Annotated in this window: 23 protein-coding genes; 17 read left to right on the top strand and 6 right to left on the bottom strand. The window is 51.9% G+C overall.

All coding sequences use genetic code 11. The features are described from left to right. The first annotated feature begins 38 nt into the window (after positions 1-38). The 7 genes from fabL (at position 39) to QWY27_RS00085 (ending at position 6,847) form a co-directional block, all read left to right on the top strand. The gene (gene fabL, locus QWY27_RS00115) at positions 39-794 is read left to right on the top strand and encodes an enoyl-[acyl-carrier-protein] reductase FabL (RefSeq protein WP_290193743.1); all 756 of its coding nucleotides are present in this window, start codon (positions 39-41) and stop codon (positions 792-794) included. 7 nt (positions 795-801) lie between these two features. Beyond that, on the top strand, positions 802-1,560 hold the full coding sequence (locus tag QWY27_RS00110; protein WP_290193742.1) for a 3-oxoacyl-ACP reductase family protein: 759 nt from the start codon (positions 802-804) through the stop codon (positions 1,558-1,560). A gap of 98 nt (positions 1,561-1,658) precedes the next feature. Beyond that, positions 1,659-2,087, top strand: coding sequence for an acyl carrier protein (locus tag QWY27_RS00105; protein WP_290193741.1), 429 nt, complete (start codon positions 1,659-1,661; stop codon positions 2,085-2,087). After that, positions 2,065-2,997 carry an ApeI family dehydratase gene (locus QWY27_RS00100; RefSeq protein ID WP_290193740.1) on the top strand — a complete coding sequence of 311 codons (933 nt, stop codon included), beginning with the start codon at positions 2,065-2,067 and terminating at the stop codon, positions 2,995-2,997. The genes QWY27_RS00105 and QWY27_RS00100 overlap by 23 nt, the downstream gene beginning before the upstream one ends. Next, complete coding sequence (locus QWY27_RS00095; protein ID WP_290193739.1) at positions 2,994-4,307, top strand: beta-ketoacyl-[acyl-carrier-protein] synthase family protein; 1,314 nt, start codon at positions 2,994-2,996, stop codon at positions 4,305-4,307. The genes QWY27_RS00100 and QWY27_RS00095 overlap by 4 nt, the downstream gene beginning before the upstream one ends. 5 nt (positions 4,308-4,312) lie before the next feature. After that, the gene (locus QWY27_RS00090; protein WP_290193738.1) at positions 4,313-5,584 is read left to right on the top strand and encodes a beta-ketoacyl-[acyl-carrier-protein] synthase family protein; all 1,272 of its coding nucleotides are present in this window, start codon (positions 4,313-4,315) and stop codon (positions 5,582-5,584) included. 15 nt (positions 5,585-5,599) lie between these two features. Beyond that, positions 5,600-6,847: an LpxL/LpxP family acyltransferase gene (locus QWY27_RS00085; RefSeq protein WP_290194056.1), complete on the top strand. Its 1,248-nt coding sequence runs from the start codon at positions 5,600-5,602 to the stop codon at positions 6,845-6,847. Positions 6,848-6,896: 49 nt separating this feature from the next. Here the strand turns inward: QWY27_RS00085 and QWY27_RS00080 are convergent, their stop codons facing one another. Together QWY27_RS00080 and QWY27_RS00075 are read right to left on the bottom strand one after the other, a co-directional pair. Beyond that, positions 6,897-7,127, bottom strand: coding sequence for a YMGG-like glycine zipper-containing protein (locus QWY27_RS00080; RefSeq protein WP_290193737.1), 231 nt, complete (start codon positions 7,125-7,127; stop codon positions 6,897-6,899). A gap of 59 nt (positions 7,128-7,186) precedes the next feature. Next, positions 7,187-7,558, bottom strand: a complete 372-nt coding sequence (locus QWY27_RS00075) for a Rap1a/Tai family immunity protein (RefSeq protein WP_290193736.1) — start codon at positions 7,556-7,558, stop codon at positions 7,187-7,189. Positions 7,559-7,684: 126 nt separating this feature from the next. Here QWY27_RS00075 and QWY27_RS00070 point away from each other — a divergent pair, with 126 nt between their 5' ends. Further along, on the top strand, positions 7,685-8,122 hold the full coding sequence (locus QWY27_RS00070; protein ID WP_290193735.1) for a glycine zipper 2TM domain-containing protein: 438 nt from the start codon (positions 7,685-7,687) through the stop codon (positions 8,120-8,122). A gap of 109 nt (positions 8,123-8,231) precedes the next feature. Here the strand turns inward: QWY27_RS00070 and QWY27_RS00065 are convergent, their stop codons facing one another. Then, entirely contained in the window at positions 8,232-8,537 is a 306-nt protein-coding gene (locus tag QWY27_RS00065; protein WP_290193734.1) for a high-potential iron-sulfur protein, read from the bottom strand. Between the two features lie 201 nt (positions 8,538-8,738). On the opposite strand from QWY27_RS00065, the gene QWY27_RS00060 reads away from it, so the two are divergent. The 4 genes from QWY27_RS00060 (at position 8,739) to QWY27_RS00045 (ending at position 13,473) form a co-directional block, all read left to right on the top strand. Next, positions 8,739-10,091, top strand: coding sequence for an amidase (locus tag QWY27_RS00060; protein ID WP_290193733.1), 1,353 nt, complete (start codon positions 8,739-8,741; stop codon positions 10,089-10,091). Next, a complete protein-coding gene (locus QWY27_RS00055; RefSeq protein WP_290193732.1) occupies positions 10,088-10,939 on the top strand; it encodes a PA4780 family RIO1-like protein kinase in 852 nt (283 codons plus the stop codon). Before QWY27_RS00060 ends, QWY27_RS00055 begins: the two co-directional genes overlap by 4 nt. 85 nt (positions 10,940-11,024) lie before the next feature. Further along, positions 11,025-12,122: a branched-chain amino acid aminotransferase gene (locus tag QWY27_RS00050; protein ID WP_290193731.1), complete on the top strand. Its 1,098-nt coding sequence runs from the start codon at positions 11,025-11,027 to the stop codon at positions 12,120-12,122. Beyond that, the gene (locus QWY27_RS00045) at positions 12,076-13,473 is read left to right on the top strand and encodes a hypothetical protein (RefSeq protein ID WP_290193730.1); all 1,398 of its coding nucleotides are present in this window, start codon (positions 12,076-12,078) and stop codon (positions 13,471-13,473) included. The genes QWY27_RS00050 and QWY27_RS00045 overlap by 47 nt, the downstream gene beginning before the upstream one ends. Positions 13,474-13,483: 10 nt before the next feature. On the opposite strand, the gene QWY27_RS00040 is transcribed toward QWY27_RS00045, so the two are convergent. After that, positions 13,484-14,452: a Bug family tripartite tricarboxylate transporter substrate binding protein gene (locus QWY27_RS00040; protein ID WP_290193729.1), complete on the bottom strand. Its 969-nt coding sequence runs from the start codon at positions 14,450-14,452 to the stop codon at positions 13,484-13,486. Between the two features lie 266 nt (positions 14,453-14,718). On the opposite strand from QWY27_RS00040, the gene QWY27_RS00035 reads away from it, so the two are divergent. From QWY27_RS00035 to QWY27_RS00015, 5 genes are all read left to right on the top strand, one after another. Continuing rightward, a complete protein-coding gene (locus tag QWY27_RS00035; protein ID WP_290193728.1) occupies positions 14,719-15,051 on the top strand; it encodes a hypothetical protein in 333 nt (110 codons plus the stop codon). 108 nt (positions 15,052-15,159) lie between these two features. Then, a complete protein-coding gene (locus tag QWY27_RS00030) occupies positions 15,160-16,551 on the top strand; it encodes a M20 family metallopeptidase (RefSeq protein WP_290193727.1) in 1,392 nt (463 codons plus the stop codon). A 1-nt stretch (position 16,552) separates the two neighbouring features. Continuing rightward, positions 16,553-17,284, top strand: a complete 732-nt coding sequence (locus QWY27_RS00025) for a glutamine amidotransferase (protein WP_290193726.1) — start codon at positions 16,553-16,555, stop codon at positions 17,282-17,284. Positions 17,285-17,376: 92 nt separating this feature from the next. Further along, positions 17,377-19,521, top strand: coding sequence for a catalase/peroxidase HPI (gene katG / locus QWY27_RS00020; protein ID WP_290193725.1), 2,145 nt, complete (start codon positions 17,377-17,379; stop codon positions 19,519-19,521). Between the two features lie 161 nt (positions 19,522-19,682). Continuing rightward, complete coding sequence (locus QWY27_RS00015) at positions 19,683-21,119, top strand: patatin-like phospholipase family protein (protein ID WP_290193724.1); 1,437 nt, start codon at positions 19,683-19,685, stop codon at positions 21,117-21,119. Between the two features lie 29 nt (positions 21,120-21,148). On the opposite strand, the gene QWY27_RS00010 is transcribed toward QWY27_RS00015, so the two are convergent. Then, a complete protein-coding gene (locus QWY27_RS00010) occupies positions 21,149-21,469 on the bottom strand; it encodes a hypothetical protein (RefSeq protein WP_290193723.1) in 321 nt (106 codons plus the stop codon). A 59-nt stretch (positions 21,470-21,528) separates the two neighbouring features. Beyond that, positions 21,529-22,677, bottom strand: a complete 1,149-nt coding sequence (locus QWY27_RS00005) for an ATP-binding protein (RefSeq protein ID WP_290193722.1) — start codon at positions 22,675-22,677, stop codon at positions 21,529-21,531. Positions 22,678-22,956: the final 279 nt, after the last annotated feature.

The raw sequence follows: 22,956 nt of genomic DNA, 5'->3' as shown, positions 1-22,956 counted from the left end.
TTAAACTTTGACTTTCTTCCTCAAGTGAAATCCCAAATATGAGTCTGCCTCTGTCCGGAAAAGTTGCCCTGGTCACCGGCGCCGCGCGTGGCATCGGTCGCGCGTGTGCCCTGAAATTGGCCTCCGCGGGTTGCGATATTGTTGCCAATTACTACAACAGCTCTGACGAGGCCGAGGCGGTCTGCGCTGAGGTGCGGGCGATGGGCCGTCGAGCGATCGCCGTTCAGGCGAGCGTGGGCGTGCCAGACAGTGTGGCTGAAATGTTTGAAGTCATCGCCAAAGAGTTTGGTCATTTGGATATTGTCATCAGTAATGCGGCCTCAGGTGTGCTAAAGCCAGCGATGGACATGACGCTCAAGCACTTTCGCTGGTGTCTGGAAACCAATGCCTTCGCTGTGAACTTGTTGGCCCAGCACGCCGCGCCACTCATGAAAAATGGGGGACGCATCATTGCGATGTCCAGTCTTGGTGCGCAGCGTGCGATGCCGCATTACGGATTTATCGGTGCATCCAAGGCGGCGCTCGAGTCACTCGTGCGTACGCTTGCGCAGGAGCTCGGTCCACGCGGTATTCGCGTCAACACGGTTTCTGCCGGTGTGGTTGACACGGATGCCTTGAGCCACTTTCCCAACCGGGATCAGGTGTTGTCAGAGTTTGCTGCCCGCACCCCGGCAGGTCCGAGCTTGTTGCCTGCCAATGTGGCGGATGCCGTCTATCTGTTGTGTTTGCCAGAAGCTGCCTGGGTCAATGGCCACACTTTGGTGGTTGACGGTGGTTTTGCCATTTCGGGTTAAATAAATCATGACTTTTAAATCAGGTTTGTCGGGAAAAGTCGCGATCGTGACGGGTGGCTCTCGCGGAATTGGGCGCGCGATTGTTGAAACACTCGCCGCCGAGGGCGTGAATGTGACTTTTTTCTATAAGGGCAATCAGGCTGCCGCCAACGAAGTGGTGGCTGCAGTCACAGCTGCGGGCGGTCAGGTGACCGCCTTGCAGGTTGATGTGAGCGATGCTGCGGCCTGCGCAGCAGCTGTCGAGGCCACCGCGGACCGTTGTGAGCGCATCGATATCCTTGTTAATAACGCGGGTATTGTGCGCGACAACTTGATGGCCGCAATGGAAGACGAGGAAATCTCCTCTGTTCTGAACACCAATGTCGGTGGCGTTTTTAACGTGACCCGTCCGGTGATTCCCTACATGATGTCCCAGCGGGCCGGGCGAATTGTCAATCTATCCTCGGTCGCAGGCGCCAAAGCTGGTCGCGGTCAGGCGAATTACGCCGCGAGTAAAGGCGCGGTTGACGCCTTGACGCGAGCGATGGCAGTGGAGCTTGCGCCCCGCAAGATCTTGGTCAATGCGGTTGCCCCGGGTGTCATTGAGACTGAGATGTCCCAACAAGTGCGTGATTTGGCCGAAGACGAGGTAAAAGGCAACATTCTGTTAAAACGGTACGGTGCGGCGCAAGATGTTGCAAATGCAGTAGCATTCTTGGTTTCAGACATGGCTGGATACGTCACCGGACAGATTCTCTATGTCGATGGCGGTTTTAAAATGGGTTGAAGCAGGGGGCTTGCTCCTGCTACAGCAGTTTTGCAGGGCGGGATTTCCCTGATAGTTGGGTTAAAATAGCGCGCGCTGACACACATACGGAGTAAATCATGGCTGAAGCAGTCATCTCGAAAGAAGAAATCATGGCGGTTTTTCCAACCGTCCAAAAAACGATGGCCGATGCACTTGGCTGTGATGTCGATGACATCAAGCTGGATGTTTCCCTCATTGAGGGACTGGATGCGGAGTCTATCGACTTTCTCGATATGGTTTTCCGTCTTGAGCGTGCGTTCAAAATCAAAGTTCCCCGTGGCAAGATCATCGAGGATGTGCGTGGCGACATGCCCGTTTCCGAGTTCGAGGAAAATGGCGTTCTGACCGAAAAGGGTTTGGCCCGTCTGCGTGAATATTTGTCCGAGATCGATGCCTCACGTTTTAAAACACCGATGCGTGTGGATCACATCGCTCGTTTGTACACCCCCGAAACCTTCTGCAAGCTCGTGATCCGCGCTCAGCGTGAGTCACAAGCCGCTGGCTGATATGGTTGAGCCCATGGCGCGGGCCTCAGAGGCCTCGCCAACAGGTAATCAAAGCGGCGCAGGTCAATCCGGTCGTTTCGCGGCTTTCTCGTTTGTTGATCGCATCACTCAAATCGAAGGGATCACACGAGTCCGTGGCCTCTACACAATCCCTTTAGGCGTTACCCGCTTTCCAGTGAGTCTGGTCGCCGAAGCGATCGGCCAGCTCGCTGCCTGGGTAGCGATGTCGGTTGTCCACTTCACACATCGACCTGTTGCCGCACTTGCCGGTGACACGCGTGTGCATCGTTTGCCGCGGGCAGGTGATATGCTCGAGCTGATCGTTGACATTGAGTCCTGCGATGCCGAGTCAATCCAGTACCGTGGGCGCGCAATGGTCGACGGTCAGTTGATCCTTGAGTTGAGTGACACCTTGGGGTCAATGCTGGACATCAACGAGTTTGATGCACCGGATGCCTTGCGAGCAGATTTTCAGTTGTTAACCACGACAGGTCGTACGCCGGGTGCTTTCAAAGGCGTGCCGGCGCCGGTTCTTGAGGATCTTTCAGGTTCTGATCCCTTGCGACGCGAGGCGTACTTATCTGTACCCGCAGCGGCCGATTTTTTTCTGGACCATTTTCCGCTTCGTCCGGTTTTTCCCGCTACGCTTTTGCTCGATGCTCAATTACAACTGGCGCAGCGTTTGGCACTCTCGCAAGCCGAGCGACCTGTCAGAGTCCAAAGCATTACGAATGTAAAAGTTCGTGCGTTCACGGCCCCTGGTGCCACGCTTGTTTTGTTTGCCGAGCGTGCGGAAGCTAGCCGGGACAATGCCGAAACTATTTTGATTAAAGTCGGTGCTCAAGCTGAGGGCCGCACGATTGCAAGCGCAAAGATGTATTTTGTGCCTGACACCGGAGAAACCGCATGACCGCAAGACGTCGCGTAGCGATAACAGGCATTGGGCTGGTGACACCGGCGGGTTTGGATGTGGCATCTACTTGGGCGCGCATCAAAGCCGCTAAAGGCTGCGCCGGTCCAATCACCATTTTTGATGCGTCTGGTTTTTCCACACGTATTGCTGCAGAAGTCAAAGGGTTTGATGACCTGCCACCGTTGGATGATCGCAAACTGCTGAAGTACGCTAGCCGTGCGCATCGTTTTGCGATTGGTGCAGCGGACCAAGCCATTGCCGATGCCGGCATCCGACCGACTCAACAAGATGCCGCACGTTGGGGCTGCGTGGTCGGTGCGGGTATGATGACCGTCGCACACGAAGAAATCGCAGCGATTCAGCAAGCCGCTGCCCCTCAGGGCGAGTTTGAACCTGCCGCCATTCTGGCCGAGCCGGTTGCCAACGATGTGATGGCCTTTAGCAGAAGCCTTTCCACAGCCGGCGTCTCGTTGCTGTTGCGCCGCTTTGGGATTCGAGGCTATGCCTCGACTGTTCACACCGCGTGTGCATCGGGTGGTCAGGCAATCGGTACCGCATTGCGGTTAATCCGTCGAGGTGTGGCGGATCGCGTCTTGACTGGTGGTTTTGACTCGATGATTTCCCCAGTTGGCTTGTCTGGCTTTTGTTTACTTTCAGCTGTGTCTCCTGACAATGATGCCCCTGAGCGCGCGAGCCGACCATTTGATCTGACGCGCAATGGTTTTGTGCTCGGTGAAGGTGCGGGCTTTCTTGTGCTCGAAGAGTGGAATAGCGCCGTTCAGCGTGGCGCCACCATCTATGCCGAATTAGCTGGCGATGGAAATTCCCTTTCTTCTTACCGCATCACTGATTCACATCCTTCTGGCGATGGACCGATTCAAGCCATGCGTCGCGCCATTTATGATGCGGGTGCGACCGAAAACGATATCGATTATTTAAATGCGCATGGCACCTCTACACCTATGAACGACCGCAGCGAGTGTGCGGCCGTACATGCGGTGTTCGGTGAGCGCGCGAAAGAAGTAGGTGTGAGTTCAACAAAGAGCGTAACGGGCCACCTGATCGCTGCGGCGGGCGCTGTTGAGGCGGGCTTTTGCGCGTTGGCGATCCGCGACGGATTGATGCCACCTAGCGCCAACCTGCGCGAACTTGATCCAGACTGCGATGTTGACATTGTGCGTGATGTCCCGCGTTCGGCACGTATCGGAATGGCGCTTTCAAACTCACTTGGTTTCGGCGGCAGCAATAGTTGTCTGGCTTTCCGACACCCCGAAGAAACCGCAGCATTGATTGCTGCAGGACGGTAATAGTTATGACCCGTATCGTGATCACTGGAAATAGCGCGATTTGTGGAGCGGGCCAAGATCCCGCTAGCATCGTCGATGCCTTGCTTGCAGGGCATTCAGCATTGGCGCCCATCGCGGCCTGGGATGCCCAGACATGGACAGGCAAACTTGCCGCCGAGGTCAAGGACTACAACGGCGGTAAGCTGTTGGGCGATCGCAAACTGCTTAAATTAGTCAGACGTTCGGATGTGTTTGGCATATACGCCGGAACGCAGGCCATCGAGCAAGCAGGCTTGCCCGCTTGGCGTGAGACGCTAGATGAAAAAACAGCGAACGACTATGCCGATCAGACGGGTTGTTATGTGGGCTCGGGCGGTGGCGCCTTCGAGGTCAATTACGACTTCTTTCCGCTGATGGCCGAGACTGGAGGCAGCTTGCCCAAGTTTGGTCAAGAGCTCTCCAATATGGTCAACCCTATGTGGTTGTTGCGCTCCTTGCCAAACAACGTGCTCTGTCATGTGAGTATTCGCAATCAGCTTAAAGGTCCTAATGGCTGTATTACGAACCATACGACCAGCGGTCTGCTTGCAGTCATTGAGAGTGCCTGGGCTTTGCGGGAGGGTGATGCGCAGCGCGTGGTGGCAATCGGCCACGATGCGCCGATCGAGCCGCAAACACTGCTTTATCTGGATAAGGTAGGTTTGATTTCCAAGGATTTATTGCGTCCGTATGACACGCGCCACGATGGCTGCCTGCTTGGTGAAGGCGCCGGATCGCTCGTACTTGAGACGGAGGCTTCCGCTCGTGAGCGAGGTGCGACGGTTTTAGGTGAATATCTCGGTGGAGGCGATGCCTCAGAGGGTGAAGGACTCTTCGATGTTCGGGCGGATGGCGACGGTCTGAGTCGGGCGATTGAGTGCGCCTTGGCTGATGCGGGTTTAAAACCTGCCGATGTCGGCATGATCGTTGCTCACGCCAATGGCACGCAAGGTTCGGATTGCTCCGAGGCGGCTGCACTGTTACATGTGTTTGGTTCCGATATGCCACCGGTCACAGGCTTTAAATGGTCTCTTGGTCATCTGTTTGCCGCTTCTGGCGCGATTGATGTGTCACTGGGGCTCGAGGCGTGTCGACGCAATGTTGTACCCGGTATCGCAACGCTTGATCAACTTGCCCCACAGTGCGCAGGCTTGAATGTCAGCAAAGAAAATCGTCCAGCCCGCAGCGATGTATTACTCGTGTTGTGTCGAGGCTTTGCGGGAACGAACGCTGCCGTGCTGCTGCGTGCAGCACGCTAAGCGTTGAGTGGCGTGATGCAGCCAAACGATGCGTCGAAGTCCCTTGCAGAGGATCGCCCTTTACCAGATGGTTGCGCGGTCGATACGGTTGAGATCGCCCGGGTTGCACGACTGGTTGAGGCCATGCCGGGTGAGCTTGAAAAACTCTTTTCTGCACGAGAGATTCAGGAGGCTGGTGACGGGCCAGGCCGAATGGCGAGCCTTGCAGCGAGATTCGCCGCAAAAGAAGCATGCCTGAAGCTTTTTCCAAAAGAGACGGCTTTAAATACCATCACGGCGATGGATTTTTCGGTTTTCAAAGATGAGTACGGCGCCCCGCATATTGCCGTCACGCCCGCGGCCGAGATCGTATTGGGTCGTCACCTCATACAAGAAATTAAAATTTCGCTGACGCACAGTGAAACCACGGCTACTGCAGTGGCTTTGCGTATTCAACGCAGTTTCAAACCCTCACGTGGCGGACGTTTTATTTTTCGGTGGCTGCCGTACCGCCGTAAAGTCATCCTGGAAAACCTTAAGCGCGTTTTTGGTGCCAATGTGGATGATTCGCAAATCGTTCAGTTGGCCCAAGCGCATTACGGACATTTGTTGACCTTACTCAAAGAGCTCATTTTGTTTCGGTTCTTATCCGAGGCGCGTAAAAAATCAATCGTGCGCGTCGAGGGTGTTCCGGGCATGATCGAGGCATTCGAGGCAGGTAAGGGTATTTTGATTCTGACAGGACATTTCGGAAATTTCGAAGTTTCCACGGTTGCGGGCATTGAGCATTTTCCTCAGGTCAAAGGACGGATTCATTTTCTTCGGCGTCCGATTAAGCCCAAATGGTTGAGTGATTTATTAACGCGCCGCTTTAATCAAGCAGGGTTCGGTGTGGTGGGACGGCGTGGTTCACTCGAAGAGATCGTTTCAACGATCGAGTCCGGTGATGCGATTGTGTTTCCTTTTGACCAGTATGCGCGCCGACCGGAAGGTATTGAAGTCGAGTTTTTCGGACACGCTGCGGGTACTTATAAAAGTATGGCCGTGATCGCCATGGCGACTGGAGCCCCCGTCATTCCTGCGGCCTCCTGGCGCGAGCCCGATGGCACGCACGTGCTCAAATTTTTTCCTGCGCTCGCACCTGTCCTCGATGACGATGTCGGTCAGGAAATTATCAAAAATACTCGTGCCTACAATCAGGCACTAGAACTTTCAATCGTGCGGCATCCGGAGCAGTGGTGGTGGGTACATCGCCGCTGGAAAAACCAAAAGCCCCGCAAGTAGCGGGGCTTTTCGGAGCGAGAGATTCAGCTCGGAACGAGTGTTTCAGCTTTTACTGACCCTGCTCGTGTTTGTCATAGATGTAACCACCCAGGACACCAGCGGCGGCGCCACCAATCGCACCCCAAATGGGGTTGCCACCAGCGATGGCAGTAATGCCCGCACCTGCAGCGGCGCCGATTGCACCACCAGAAAGTTCACGCTGTTGCGTGGTCGTCATGTTTGAACAGCCAGTCAAGGCGAGCGCTGCGACGAGGGGGAGGGCGAGAAGAGTTTTTTTCATGATAAGGCTCCTGTAATACTTGAATTCAAACGGGATTGTGCTGAAAGACTTTATTTAAATTAGCCTTTCTTACATGGCAGGACTTCGGCCAGGTAGCGCAAGATCGTGTCGGCAGCCGACATTTGGTTGAATTTAGGATTGGAGGCGGACCACTTCACAAAACCGTTAATGTAGTCTTGGCGAGTGGCTTTTGAATTGTCAGCACAAATAAAGGCCGGGGCTTTTTTAGGGTGGCGAGTGATCAAATACGTTTCGTATACGCCCTGGCTAAAACCGTGGCAAAAGTTTTGTGCAGAAACATCGCCCGTTTTGCTGCACATGGCCACAAATTCCTGAGTCGAGGTCGATGCTTTGGGGGCTTGGGCAGAGGCGGGTGCCACTACGCTTAACAATGCCACACAGGCACCTGCTGCTGCAAATTTCAATTTCATATGAGTCTCCTCAGAATGGATTAGTCAGGGTGTCTGGGTGGAAGAAAAGATGGTTAAAACGACCAGCTTAGCGTTACACTTCGACTACAGCTTTTTCAAAGCTTAACAAATTTAATGAGAGTCAACATGTTAAGACAAGTTTCTAAAGTTGCGCTATCCCTTTTGGTGATGTTTGGTTTGGTGGCCTGCGCGCCGACTGGACCAAGTGCGCCCATGGAGATTCGCTCAGGTGTGATCGAGCAAATTACCGCGACCCAGATCAAAAGCAACCATGACACAGGCGTAGGCGCTGTGGTCGGTGGCTTGGGCGGCCTGGGTATCGGTGCCCTGATTGGTGCCGGTACTGGCAAGACGGTTGCCATGGTGTTGGGTGCGATTGGTGGTGCAGTGGCTGGAAATGAGATTCAAAAGCACTACGACAAGCCTGTTGAGGGTCAACAGATTTTTGTGCGCACAAGTGGTGGCGTGTTGGTGAGCGTGACTCAGCCCACCAGCAACTTGCGTGTTGGCCAAAAGGTCTACATTGAAGGCTCTGGTACTGAAGCGCGCGTGGTGGCTCAGTAATCAGCTGTCAATAAAAAAACGCTGCAACTCAATGAAGTTGCAGCGTTTTTTATTTGGACAGCACTGACGATCGGTCTGCGCTGTCACACAAGGATCAGGCAAAAACAGATTAAGCCTTTTTGATCCAGGCATTGCACCAGCCAGGGCCAGCAACCAATTTGCCGGGGAAGATGCTACAGGTACCTGCATCAGCTGTTTTGCTGGCATAGAGCTGGCAGTTCGTGCAAACCTGGCCCTCAGCATACTTAGACCATTTTGCTTTGTCGACTGTCTTGGCATCCGCTTTGTAGCCTAAAGCGACCGCTGTGGGTTCGGCTTCACCAAGCATGGCTTGGGCTTGCGCCTGGCTAGCCATGGTCAGAGAGGCTAAACCGGCGGTTGAGTAAATGATGAATTGGCGGCGTGATGATTGCATGTCCATATCCTGTAAAAGGGTTGCATCCCATCGATGCAAAGTCCATTTTATCCCCCTTCCACTTGAGGGATGCCCGAATAGGCTTGGTTTGTTAGGGGATAGAAGGGGCTCGCGTGCATTGCTTGCTTGACCCCACGTCTACTGTTCCTTACATTGTCAGCTTAGTCACGTATTTTGGCTTCCATCCTCAAGAGTCCTTACATGATCCACATCACCGAAACCATTGATCAATTGAATCAGCGCCTTTTGCGCGGCGAGACCACACGCGAAGCCTTGGTCGCCGGCGCATTGGAAAAAGCTTCCCACCCTGCGGCTAAAAGTGTCTTTACCAAGTTATACCCAGAGGCGGCGCTTGCTGCTGCACGTGCAGCCGACGCGGCGCACCGCGCTGGAGTGGCCTTGCCTGCGTTGGCTGGCTTGCCTGTATCAATTAAAGATCTTTTTGGTGTGGCGGGTGAAACAACCATGGCTGGTTCGATCGCTTGCAAAGGTGAGCCTGTGCAGACGAAAGATGCACCAGTGGTGAACAGATTGCGTTCTGCGGGTTCAGCCATCGTTGGTAAAACCAACATGACCGAGTTCGCATTTTCTGGGATCGGTATCAATCCGCATTACGGTACGCCCGTCAATCCTACCGACCAGAATATCGCCCGAGTGCCGGGTGGCTCTTCCTCTGGTGCCGGAGTTTCTGTGGCCTTGGGCTTGTCCGTTGCAGGATTAGGCTCGGATACCGGAGGCTCGATCCGCATTCCCGCTGCATTATGTGGAATCGTTGGCTTCAAGAGCACGCAAAAGCGTGTGCCTTTGGAAGGCGCACTCGAACTTTCACGCTCGCTGGATACGGCATGTGCGATGACACGCAGCGTACAGGATTGCATCACTGTAGATGCTGTGTTGTCCGGAGCGATGCTGCGGATTCGGCGCCGTTCCATCGAAGGGATGCGTTTGGCCGTCCCGCAGACCTTGGTGTTGGATGGTTTGGATACAACTGTCGCCCAAGCGTTTGACCGGAGTTTGTCAATCCTGTCGGGTGCTGGCGCGCAGATTATTGAGATCCCGTTGACAGAGTTTGCGGAGATTCCAAAGGTCAACGCGCCTGGCGGCTTGTCGCCGATTGAAGCTTATGCAGTGCATCATGAACGCTTGGCGCGTGCGCAGGCTCAGTTCGATCAGCGTGTCGCGGCCCGGATCATGATGGGTGCCCCAATCACATCGCAACAATACATCGCTTTGCTGGATAAAAGACGCGCCTGGATCGCCAGCGTCGAGCGAGCGATTGAAGGCTATGACGCCTTGATTTGTCCCACTGTCCCGACTATCGCGCCCGAACTTGAAAAATTAATCGCTTCGGATGAGGCCTTCTTTAAAGCCAATGGTCAGATGTTGCGCAACACCTTCACCATAAACTTATTGGACGGCTGCTCTTATAGCCTGCCTTGCCATCGTGAAGGCGAGCTTCCGGTTGGTTTGATGCTGTCATCTACACACGGGGATGACGCGAGTCTGTCAGCTGTGGCGCTTGCGGTCGAAGACACTTTGCGTACCCACCGATGAAAGTTCCCCAGAGGCTCAAGCCCCTTGTGGAAGAGGGTTTAGTGGATGAGGTCTTGAGCCAGTTAATGAGCGGTAAAGAAGCGACTGTCTACGTTGTGCGCAGCGGGGAAGACATTCGCTGCGCGAAGGTTTACAAGGATGCGAAGCAGCGTAGTTTTAAAAATGCCGTGTCGTATACCGAAGGACGTAAAGTTAAAAACAGTCGTCAAGCCCGTGCGATGGAAAAAGGCACGCGCTATGGTCGTCAAATGCAAGAGGAACTCTGGCAAAACGCAGAGGTTGACGCACTCTTTCGTCTCGCAAATGCCGGTGTCCGGGTGCCTCAGCCTTACATCTGTACGGATGGCGTGTTGCTTATGGAGCTCGTCACGGATGAACAGGGAGATGTCGCACCCAGGCTCAATGATGTTGAGTTGATCCCAGAGCGCGCACGCGAATGCCATGCTTACTTGATTAATCAGGTCGTGCGCATGTTGTGTGCTGGCATCATTCATGGGGACTTGTCTGAATACAACATTCTGATGGCGGCGGATGGCCCTGTCATTATTGATTTACCTCAGGCTGTCGATGCAGCGGGCAATAATGAGGCGCGTGCGATGTTGCTGCGAGATGTCCAAAATCTCGCTGTCTACTTCGGGCAGTTTGCTCCTGATTTATTAGCAACCGATTTCGGCAAAGAGATCTGGAAAATTTATGAGGCGGGCGAACTAACACCTGAATACGTCTTGACGGGACATTTTGAGGCGGATACGAAGCCTGTTGACATGGACGGTCTGATACACGAAATCGAAGAAACCCGGCGTGAGCGAGAGGCCTTGCTGAGGCGTCTGCAAGACCGCCAAGAGTAATTTCTGGTTGCCGTGCGCGCCATAAACAGCGCGTCCCGGCATGGCTATAATCAACCAACATTCATTTAACCACTTGACTCCCTCCATGACTGCGAACACATCTCTGGTTTTCAAGGCGACCCGCTCTTCGAATCCCCGCTCGGTTGCCGAGCGCGAGGCAATTCTGGCGAATCCCGGCTTTGGCAAGTACTTCACGGATCACATGGTCTCGATCGACTGGACAGTCGAGAAGGGTTGGTACGACCCACAGGTTAAAGCATATGGTCCGCTGTCTCTGGATCCTGCTGCGTCGGTTTTGCACTACGCACAAGAAATTTTTGAAGGTCTCAAAGCCTATCGTCATGCTGACGGCTCCGTGTGGACCTTTCGTCCCGAAGCCAATGCGGCACGCATGCAGCGTTCCGCGCATCGCCTGGCATTGCCCGAGTTGCCTACCGACCTGTTTCTCGAGTCCATCAAACAACTCGTGAAGATGGATGAGCCCTGGGTGCCATCGGCGCCTGAGACCAGTTTGTATTTGCGTCCGTTCAGTATCGCCAACGAAAATTTTCTGGGTGTGCGCGCCGCACAGAAAGCGGCCTATTATGTGATCGCCAGCCCGGTTGGACCTTACTTTGCAAAAGGTGTCGCCCCTGTGTCGATCTGGCTGGTTGAGGGCTATTCGCGTGCCGCCCATGGTGGTACGGGCGCGGCAAAGTGTGGCGGTAACTATGCCGCGTCACTGTTACCTCAGCAAGAGGCTTATGCTAATGGTTGTTCACAAGTATTGTTTCTTGATTCTCAAGAGGGAAAATATCTCGAGGAATTAGGCGGCATGAATGTGTTCCTAGTCAAAAAAGATGGCACGCTGGTGACGCCTGATTTGACGGGCAGCATCCTCGAAGGTGTGACGCGTGCGAGCATCATCCAGCTCGCAAAAGATCGTGGCCATCGGGTCGAAGAACGCAAAGTTTCGATTGACGAGTGGCGCCAGGGCATGGCCTCAGGTGAGTACGTCGAGGCCTTTGCCTGTGGGACTGCTGCCGTGGTCGCTCCGATCGCGGCCCTGAAGGGGCGTGGCTTTGTCGAAGGTGATGAGAATGCACCCGCCGGCAAGCTCACCATGTCCTTGCGCCAAGAGCTGACCGACATTCAATATGGACGTCAGCCTGACCGCCACGGTTGGCTCAAGCGGTTGGTCTAAGCGCGTGGACTTATTGAAGTCCTCGCGCACGTTCAATCTGTTGGCTATTGTTGTCGGGGGCGCGCTATTCGTTTGGCCCGCCCTCTGGAATGGCTACCCGCTCCTCTATAGCGACACCCACGTTTTTATCACACAACCGACTCCCGGTTACTTCAACTGGGACAAGCCGTTTATTTACGGCCCTTGGATGTTGCCCTTTCATGCATGGCAATCTCTTTGGGGTGTAGTACTTGTTCAGGGTATTCTGCTCTCGCACTTGGTCTGGTTGACTCAACAGACTGTTGGCACGGTCAACCCTGTCCGCCATCTGTTGATTTGCCTTGCGCTATCGGTTCTGACAGGTGCGTCCTGGTTTGTTTCGCTGCTGATGCCTGATATTTTTTCTGGCATGGTGGTACTGAGCATTTTTATACTCGGCTTTGCCAGGCAGCTCAGCAGGGGATTGCTTGTATGGGTGAGTCTGCTTGGTGCACTGGCGATCGCTGTGCATTTATCTCACCTCGTGATTGCCGCTGCCTGCTTGCTCGTGGTGCTTGCTTTCAAATGGCGTCGCATTCACTATGCAGTATTGCCGTTGGTGATCGCACTGACCGCTCTGGTCGGCACGACAATGTATGCCTTTCAGAAGGTCGCTGTCTCGCCCTTTGGTTCGGTATTTATGGTGGCACGCATGTCCGCCGACGGAAATGTGAAAAGCATTTTGGAAAAATACTGTCCCGAGAAGTCTTGGCACCTCTGCGCATGGACGGATCGATTAGCCAAAGACAGCGATTCATTTATGTGGGATGCAAAAGGCCCGGTATGGAGTCATCCCGGAGGGCCAATTGGCCTTGCACCTGAAGCGTCGGAAATCGTGGCGCTGACCGTGCGCCACCGACCCTTTCAATTATTGTGGTCTGCCATTCAAAATACCGTTACGCAATTGTCCATGGTCAAACTCGGAGATACTATCCATTCGGACTGGCTGGATTTGACTGTGCTCAAAAGCGTTGAGAAATTTTTTCCTGCCGCCGAGCTTGAACGTTATAAAAATGCTCATCAAGTGCAGGGCACCATGCTCGAGCGCGTGTCGTTTATCAGTGCTGTGGGCACTTACGCTGTTTTACTTGGATTCTTACTCAGCATTTATTTTTTCCTGCGTGGGTTACGCACGCGGGACACGCTGGCGCTGGGCCTCATTGTCATGATTTGGCTCGGCGTACTTGCGAATGCCTTTGCAACCGGCGCTCTATCCAAGCCGCATTATCGTTATCAGACGCGTATTGCTTGGCTGTTGGTGTTGCCACCATTCATTCTGGTGAGCAGAAATAAAAAGAGCGATCCCGATAGTCAGGATCGCTCTCATCGTTGATGCGCTTATCTTATTCTTGTTTGATTTTTGCTTTTTGAATCAGCGCATCATACATCTTGAGTTCGCGACTGATAATCGCTGCAAACTGTTCTGGAGAGTTGCCGACTAAGTCGTTGCCACCCTTTGTTTGCAAGGCTTGGATGACCTCTGGATCTTTGATCGCCTGCACCACAACCGCATTGAGCTTTTGGATGATTGCTGTGTCAGTTTTTGCTGGAGCAAATAGTCCGACAAACTGAGTCACGTCGAAGTCTTTGAAGCCTGCCTCAGCCATCGTGGGCACATCGGGCAACGAGCGTGCGCGTGCGGGGCCTGAGACCGCAAAGGCGCGCAAACGGTTGTCCTGAATGAGAGGAGAAGCCGTCAAAACAGTGTCAAAGGTGAACGTCAGTTGGCCACCCAATAAGTCTACCAGCGCTGGCGCGCTGCCCTTGTATGGCGCGTGATTGAATTGAGTATTGCTAGACATGGCAAACATTTCTCCGGCGAGGTGGCCGCCGCCACCGATTCCGGTTGACCCATAGCTGAGTTTGCCAGGCTGGTTACGTGCTTGGGTCACAATATCCTGAATGCTTTTGATGGATGAAGTCGTCGGGACGACGAGTACGTACTGGAAAGTCAAAACCTGGCTAATGGGTCGCAAATCTTTGATCGGATCATATGGAACCTTTGCGTAGAGTACGGGATTGATGACGATCGGGCCACTCGCTGCAAGTAACAATGTATAGCCGTCCGGTGCAGATTTCACAACCATATCCGTACCGATGCCGCCATTTGCGCCACCGCGGTTTTCAACAATGACAGGCACACTCAAAATATCTGACATTTTCTTTGCCAGCACGCGTCCAGTAATGTCCGCATTTCCACCGGCAGGATAGGGCACGACCATTTTGATGGGTTTGCTTGGATAGGGCTGCGCCACGGCAAAGCTTGCAATGAGACTGATTGCCAGGGTTGCCAGGACTTGGCTAATTTTCATGTTGTCTCCACCGGTGAAGGTCAATTTATCAACGCTTAATGAACCATTAGATAGTGTGCTCTGACATGTGTAAAGACATGTTTTATACGCTAATAGATATACATTGAAAAGTGATTGATACACCAATGGATATACGTCAAAAAAGCCGTTGTAAGATCCTGACAGATCCTACTCCAGTGAAGCAAGATTGTTATCCGTTTTTCAAATAGATGATTAAAAATTTATTTTCTTTGCTCAGTCAGGACGTTTTCTCCACGTGCCCGGTCGTGCCTGATTACAGCCAGGTTTCCTCTGCCGCGATTGTGACTTTGTACGACGAGGCATACGCAACACTTCATCGTTATGTTGAGTTTTCCTTGGATGAATTACAGCAGCGTCGACCTGGTTTCATGGCGTTCACTGAGCGTGCGATGGCCGTTCAAGTCGCGCACGATTTTTTTTTAAAACACTATGCGCATTACCTCGGTCTAGTGAGGGAACTGGATCGTTGCGAGATTGAGCCTAAACCACTACACAATAGTGTGAGATCGATTATTGAAAAGTTTAGGCCATACTACTCATTCGAAAAATACGATCTAGCATCCATGAGTTCGGCCTGAGCATTTTGTGCATCATTTCATGGTTATTTGATGTGCTGGCGAGTATATTAGCTGTGACTGTAGCAGTCATGTTTGCCAATATTTCTCGTTTTTCATGAGGTCATCGTTATGTCACGTGAGCAGGCCATTGCAACCATCAACCAGCACTTTGACAGTGGCGCCTTTATGGCTGACCTTGCCAGACGCGTTGCCATCAAAACAGAAAGTCAGGTTCCTGAGTCTCATCCTTTTTTGCGTACGTATCTGACAGATGAGATTGGTCCGGTTTTGGCGGAGATGGGCTACAAAGTTCAAATTTTGGAAAACCCCTCCGGTGTGGCTGCACCATTCCTCGTTGCGCAACGAATCGAGGATCCGAGCTTGCCGACAGTCCTGACTTATGGTCATGGCGATGTGATTCGCGGGCTCGAAGGACAGTGGCAAGAGGGCCGTAACCCCTGGAAACTGACACAAGTGGGCGAGCGCTTTTACGGCCGTGGAACTGCTGATAACAAAGGACAGCATTCCATCAATATCGCTGCGCTACGAGCAGTCCTGCAGACACGCGGGAAGCTTGGGTTTAATTCCACTATCATGATCGATACAGGCGAGGAGATTGGCTCTCCTGGGCTGCATGACTTTGCCAGACAATACCGGGAGTTGCTCAAGGCCGATGTATTGATTGGATCGGATGGCCCAAGATTGGCGCCCACTATGCCGACCATTTTTATGGGTACCCGCGGCGCACTGAATTTTGACCTTGTGGTGGAGCTTAGAGAGGGTGGACACCATTCGGGTAACTGGGGTGGCCTGCTGGCAAATCCTGCAGTGATCCTGTGCCATGCGATTGCAGCGATCATCGATGAAAAAGGTCATGTCAATGCCTCGGATTTAATGCCTGACGCAATGCCCGCTTCGGTCAAGCGTGCGCTTGCGGATGTTGTGGTGGATCCAGGTCCAGATGGTCCTGAAATCAACGACTGGTGGGGTGCCCGCGGCCTGACTCAAGCAGAAAAAGTGTTTGGCTGGAATACCTTTGAAGTGCTGGCGATGGTGTCTGGTAATCCCGAGAGACCTGTCAATGCGGTACCTCCTCGTGCGAAGGCACACTGTCAGATTCGTTTTACCGTGGATAAGGATCCCGACACCTTTTTACCTGCCCTCCAAAAATTTCTGGATGCGAAAGGTTTTACTGCAGTCAAGGTTGTGGGACCCAGTCACGATGTGATGAATGCGACGCGTATCGACCCGGATCACCCGGCTGTGCAATGGGCAGTGGCTTCGATTACTAAAACGATGGGGAAAAAGCCCGCTGTGCTTCCAAACCTTGGCGGTTCCCTGCCCAACGATGTTTTCACTGACATCATTGGCGTGCCAACGATCTGGGTGCCTCACTCCTATGCGAGTTGTTCACAGCATGCACCCAATGAGCATGTGCTTGATTTCATTATCAAAGAAGGTCTTCAGATGATGACGGGTATTTTCTGGGACATGGGCGAAGCGCCGCCAAAGAGGGCATAGCATGGCCACCGCTCGAAGAGTGCTTGTGGTGGAGATGGGTAGTCCTCCTAAAGACATGACTGAGGTCTTCGGTGCCCAAGGGCAGTGGTTTCGGCACGCGCTGTCAGGGGAAAATATCGAGCTGTCGATAAGTAGCCCCTCTAGTGGAGCGCAGCTACCTGCCGCGGAAGACTTTGATCTGGCCATCTTGACAGGTTCGTGGTCGATGGTCACAGATCGAGAAGAGTGGAGTGAGCGTACCCGTCAATGGATCATTGACATGTTTCAACAGAAGAAACAACTCTTCGGTGTCTGCTATGGCCATCAACTGATGGCTGATGCGCTTGGAGGGGTTGTGGACTATCACCCGAATGGCAGAGAGATCGGACGTAAAGCGGTCACGCTTTTGGCCGCTGCCAGGAAAGATCCAGTACTGGCGAGTTTTCCTGATGTTTTTTACGCCAATCTTTCGCATGAGCAAACGGTTATCGCGCCACCTCCCGGTGCGGTTGTCTTGGCGCACTCTGATCACGATCCGCATCAGATTATCCGATATGCCGATCATGCGATTTCCGTCCAGTTTCATCCAGAATTCACGCCTGCGCTGATGAAAGCGTGCATAGTGAGAAGGTCTGAGGCACTGAAGCAGATTGGGGTGGATGTTGAGGCCTTGGTGAAAGACCTCACGCCGACAGAAGATTCAAACCGATTAATGAGACAAATTATCGCTGCGTCCCGGTATGACTATGCATAAAGACGCTCGCTATGACATATATCAATAAAAACAATTAGTTTTTTGTTTTAAATAGCTTTAATCTAACAGTTCGGCAGATTAAGGAGTCAATTATGTCAAATTCAGGAAAATGTCCCGTGATGCACGGCGGTAACACTACCGAAAGCAAGTCTCCCATGGCGTGGTGGCCCAATGCATTGAAGCTGGAAATTTTGCACCAGCATGACACAAAGACGAATCCGCTCAAAGGTTTCAACTATCGCGAGGAAGTCAAAAAGCTTGACGTCGCGGCACTTAAAAAAGATCTGACCGCCCTGATGACAGACAGTCAGGACTGGTGGCCTGCTGACTGGGGTCATTATGGTGGTTTGATGATTCGCATGGCTTGGCATGCAGCGGGCACATACCGGATTGCTGATGGTCGTGGTGGCGCAGGTACAGGCAATCAGCGTTTCGCACCTTTGAACTCATGGCCGGATAACGCCAACTTGGACAAAGCGCGTCGTTTGTTGTGGCCAATTAAAAAGAAGTATGGCAACAAACTGAGCTGGGCAGACCTGATCGTCCTGGCTGGTAATGTGGCCTATGAGTCGATGGGTTTGAAGACGTATGGCTTTTCTTTTGGTCGCGAGGATATTTGGGCGCCTGAGATCGATATTTACTGGGGAGCAGAAAAAGAGTGGCTGGGCTCGAGTCGCTATGACGGTGATAATCGTCAATCACTTGAAAATCCTCTGGCCGCCGTGCAGATGGGTTTGATCTATGTAAATCCAGAGGGCGTCAATGGGCAGCCCGATCCGCTTCGTACCGCACAAGACATACGCTTGACATTTGCCCGCATGGCAATGAACGACGAAGAGACGGTCGCACTGACCGCAGGTGGACACACGGTTGGTAAAGCGCATGGCAATGGCAATGCAAAAAATCTGGGACCTGCACCCGAGGGCGCGGATGTTCAAGAGCAAGGTCTTGGCTGGATGAATCACACGACTCGTGGTGTTGGACGCGATACTGTGACGAGCGGCATCGAGGGCGCGTGGACCACGCATCCTACGCAATGGGACAACGGGTATTTTCATCTGCTGTTGAACTATGAGTGGGAGCTTACAAAAAGCCCCGCTGGAGCATGGCAGTGGGCGCCCATCAATATTAAAGAGGAAGACAAACCGGTCGATGTCGAGGATCCATCTATTCGCCTGAATCCCATGATGACCGATGCGGACATGGCCATGAAAATGGACCCCGAGTACCGCAAGATTTCTGAGCGCTTCCATAAAGATCCTGCCTACTTTACTGAAGTGTTTGCACGCGCCTGGTTCAAGCTGACACATCGTGATCTGGGTCCCAAGGTGCGCTATATCGGCCCTGAAGTGCCGAAAGAGGATCTGATTTGGCAAGATCCTGTTCCAGCTGGAAATAAAGCTTATGACGTCAATGCTGTCAAAGCCAAGATCGCAGCAAGTGGTTTGTCTGTGAGCGAGATGGTCTCGACAGCGTGGGATAGTGCACGCACCTTCCGTGGTTCCGACAAGCGTGGTGGTGCCAACGGCGCGCGTATTCGTCTGGCGCCTCAGAAAGACTGGGAAGGTAACGAACCAAAGCGCTTGTCCAAGGTACTGGGTGTGCTGGAAGGCATTGCCAAAGAGTCTGGCGCAAGCATTGCGGACGTGATCGTTTTGGCCGGTAGCGTCGGGATTGAACAGGCCGCAAAGGCCGCTGGACATGCCGTCACGGTCCCGTTCATACCTGGCCGGGGTGATGCAACGCCTGAGCAAACGGATGTGGAATCTTTTGCTGTACTCGAACCCATCCATGATGGTTATCGCAACTGGGTCAAAAAAGACTATGCCGTGAGCGTCGAGGAGTTGATGCTCGATCGCACGCAATTGATGGGTCTAACGGCACAAGAGATGACTGTTCTGGTTGGTGGCATGCGCGTGTTGGGCACAAACTATGGCGCAACGAAACACGGCGTCTTTACAGAGCGGGAAGGCGTATTATCAAACGACTTTTTCGTGAATCTCACCGACATGCGTTATTCATGGAAACCAACTGGTCGCAACAGTTATGAAATCGTTGAGCGTCAATCCGGCAAGACGAAGTGGACGGCCACGCGTGTAGATTTAGTGTTTGGTTCAAACTCTATCTTGCGGGCGTATGCAGAGGTTTATGCGCAAGACGACAATAAAGAAAAGTTCATTCAGGACTTTATTGCTGCATGGACCAAGGTGATGAATGCTGATCGCTTTGATGTTTAAGTGATTGTTTGAGTGAAAACAAAAGGCCAGTTCATATTTGAACTGGCCTTTTGCGATAGAAAGTAAAACGAAATATCCTTGCCAAGGTTAATATTATGTATCACTGATACATATTCAACATGCATCCTGCAGTTAAAGCGTACAAAACATTGAGCACAGACATGGTTCGACAGTTTCGATTTTTCGCAGCATGTCTATTTCTTGTGTTCCTCGCGGGATGCGCGACTCGGCCGGTCAATCCTCGTCTCGAGAAAGTCAACTACGACGATCCTTATAGCGTAGAACGCAAAGATCAAGATAGCAAGCAGTCTGAAACCCTAGTCGTTTTAGCCTTTTCAGGAGGCGGTACGCGCGCCGCTGCCTTTTCCTATGGGATTCTAGAGTCTCTCAAAAGAACTGAATTCATTCGTAAAGATGGCAAGAAGGGACGTTTACTAGACCAGATCGATGTGATTACAGGTGTCTCCGGAGGCAGCTTTACTGCGCTTGCGTATAAATTGTACGGCGATCAACTTTTTGAAGAGTACGAGTCGCGTTTTCTGAAACGCAACGTTCAGGGCGAAATCATTGCGCGGACACTGAATCCGATTAATTGGGGTGCCTTATCGTCAACCGGGTGGGGACGATCGGAAATGGCGGCTGACTTGTACGATGAGATTTTGTTCAATGGCGCGACCTTTGCTGATTTGGCTAAGAAGCCTGGCCCGGTCATCGCGGTCAGTGCCACAGATATCACCAGTGGCTCGCGTCTAGTGTTTACCAAGCAAAATTTTGATATTTTGTGTTCAGATATGGGGCCGATTAGGATTGCGCGTGCAGCTGCTGCGTCCTCCGCCGTTCCGGTGGTGTTATCTCCGGTGACAATCAATAATTATGGTGGTAGTTGCAATTATGTACAGCCGGAATGGGCGAATCCCTTTATCAATAATCCAGAGCCCCCTCGTCCAGCGTCACGTGTTCTTGCGAGAGTCAAAGAACTTCAAACGCTTTCCAATGGTGCGGAGCCCTATTTACATTTAGTGGATGGCGGCGTGTCCGACAACATCGGACTGCGTGGGGTGTTGGATACAATCAACTTGATGGAAGCGTTACGTGAAGCAGGGCGCAACACTCCACTTGATCACGTTAAACGAATAGTAGTGATTGTTGTAAATTCGTTATCAGTACCTACGACGGGTTGGGCTAAGCAAGAAGACGCTCCCGGAGCAATTTCTGTTTTGGTCAAAGCGGCAGGTGTACCGATTGATCGATATTCTGGTGAGCAGATTGATCAGCTTAAAGATATCGAAGCACGTTGGAAACTCTTGAGACAGATACGCGATACTGCCACATTTAACAGGGGTAAAAGTGGCGATCGGATCGTTGCTGAGAAGTACGTCAAAAACATACCAAATGCTGAGATATATCCGATCGATGTATCTTTCGCCGCACTTGATGATGCCGAGGAGCGAAAGTATTTAAATCAGTTGCCAACGTCCTTTAAGCTCGAGCCCGAGGACGTCGATCGCCTCCGTACCGCAGCCGACAAAATCCTTTTGAGTTCGCCGGCCTTTCAAAAGTTGGTCAAGGATATTGGCGCCCAAATTCTCCCGCGCTAGGGGTTGGGCGCGGGCGCATATGGCAGTGTTCAGATGCTCACACCCAATGCTTTGGACGCTGCGGCATTTTCCTCTGATGTTCCGTTAAATTTGAAACCGCTCTCAATTAACTTTCTTGTGTAGTATTTGTTGTACATGAATGCCCAGATAATCATCGCTACAAAAGCGCCAAATCCGGCAGTGGCAAACGCGATGATGCACAACACGATAAAGAAACCAATAAATGTCAGGAAGTCGCTGCGAAAGAGCGCTGGAAAGGCTCCAAACAACAACGTTGTCCAAGAAAAACCGTAAAAGCCTGTCTTGGTGAGTCCCGTTGTGGGATTGATCATATTTATTTTGGTTGCCATGCTGTGTTTCTCTCTAGGTTAGAGCAAGAGCGCAGAGTGAATAAAATCAACATATCTCATTACTTTAAACAAGTTGGAATGTCCTTTACTCCAATAACCTCAACGTCTTGCTGAACGGTCCAGCCAGTTTCGACAGGTGAAATAATGTAAGCCTTTACCACTCCTACGTCTTCGCATGCTTGCCAGAAGCCTTTAGTTACTTTTGGAGCACTGGAAAACTTCACTTCAAAACCAATTTTTTTCAAGCCAATTTCAACCACTACATCTAATTCTGCACCAGCTGCCGTGCGATAAAACGACATGGATGCTCCTTCCGGGAGGTGAGCTGCGATCTGCTCAACCACAAATCCTTCCCAAGAAGCCCCCGTGCTCGGGTGACCAAGCAAATCATTGACCTCGCGGATACCTAGCAAGTTGTGCAGTAGTCCACTGTCCCGGACGTAAATTTTAGGTGATTTGACTAGTCTTTTACCTAGATTAATGAAATAAGGCTCAAGTCGTCGCACCATCAGCGTGTCGCAAAGGTGATCTAAGTAGCGAGTCGCCGTCGGTGCCGAGATGCCCAGTGAGCTTGCAACCGCCGAGGCGTTGAATATTTGTGCATGTAGGTGAGCAACCATTCTCCAAAAACGATGCATAACTTGTGGATCGACGTTTATACCTAAACTAGGTAAGTCAGTGTTCAAGAAATGTCGGATAAGCGCTGAGCGCCAATCCCATGAAGAGTTGATACTCTTGGCCAAATAACTGTTCGGAAAACCACCTTTCAACCAAAGAGACTGAGTATCAGAAAAATTTTCGTACACCTCACTCAGCACTAAAGGGGACATATCTACGAGCGATAAGCGTCCGGCAAGGGATTGTGATTGCTTAAGTAGTTTGAAGGATGCTGAGCCCAAGATTAAAAACCGTCCTGGTCGACGATCAGCATCTATTTCACCGCGCATCTCGCTTAGTAATTGAGGGTAATTTTGGATTTCATCCAAAATGACTAATCGCTGACGATTCTCTAGAAAAAACGCAGATGGATTCGCAAGTCTAGCTAATGCCTCGGCTGAGTCTAAATCTAAATAGATTGATTGATTAGGATCAGATGCAAAAGTTTTCGCCAAGGTGGTTTTGCCAACCTGACGAGGACCAAGGATCCCAACTGCAGGACTCCATTCCAGATGGTCACTTATTTTAGAGAAAGCAATTCGATCAAACATCCTTGCATTTTAAATTTTATATATTCAAAATACAAGGAAAATTAAATTTAGTCATTGATTTTGCATCTTAAAATATTCTTAATTTCGGATGTTGTTTTTTGATTGTTGCTATCCCCCGATAATGGGGTACAGACGGTAGAGCTAGCCTTCTGGGCTCTACATCATTAACGGGGGACAACGGTATTCATTAAACTTGTTTTTGCGAAGAAACATTTTTTAATGGAGATCATACCGATGTCCCACATCGATTCTATCCTAGGACTGCCTGGATTAGCCATT

The sequence above is a fragment of the Zwartia vadi genome, from assembly GCF_030410375.1.
GTDB classification, from domain to species: domain Bacteria; phylum Pseudomonadota; class Gammaproteobacteria; order Burkholderiales; family Burkholderiaceae_B; genus Zwartia; species Zwartia vadi.
The sequence above is the reverse complement of the archived record's forward strand: the minus strand, read 5'-3'. Positions and strand labels throughout refer to the sequence as shown.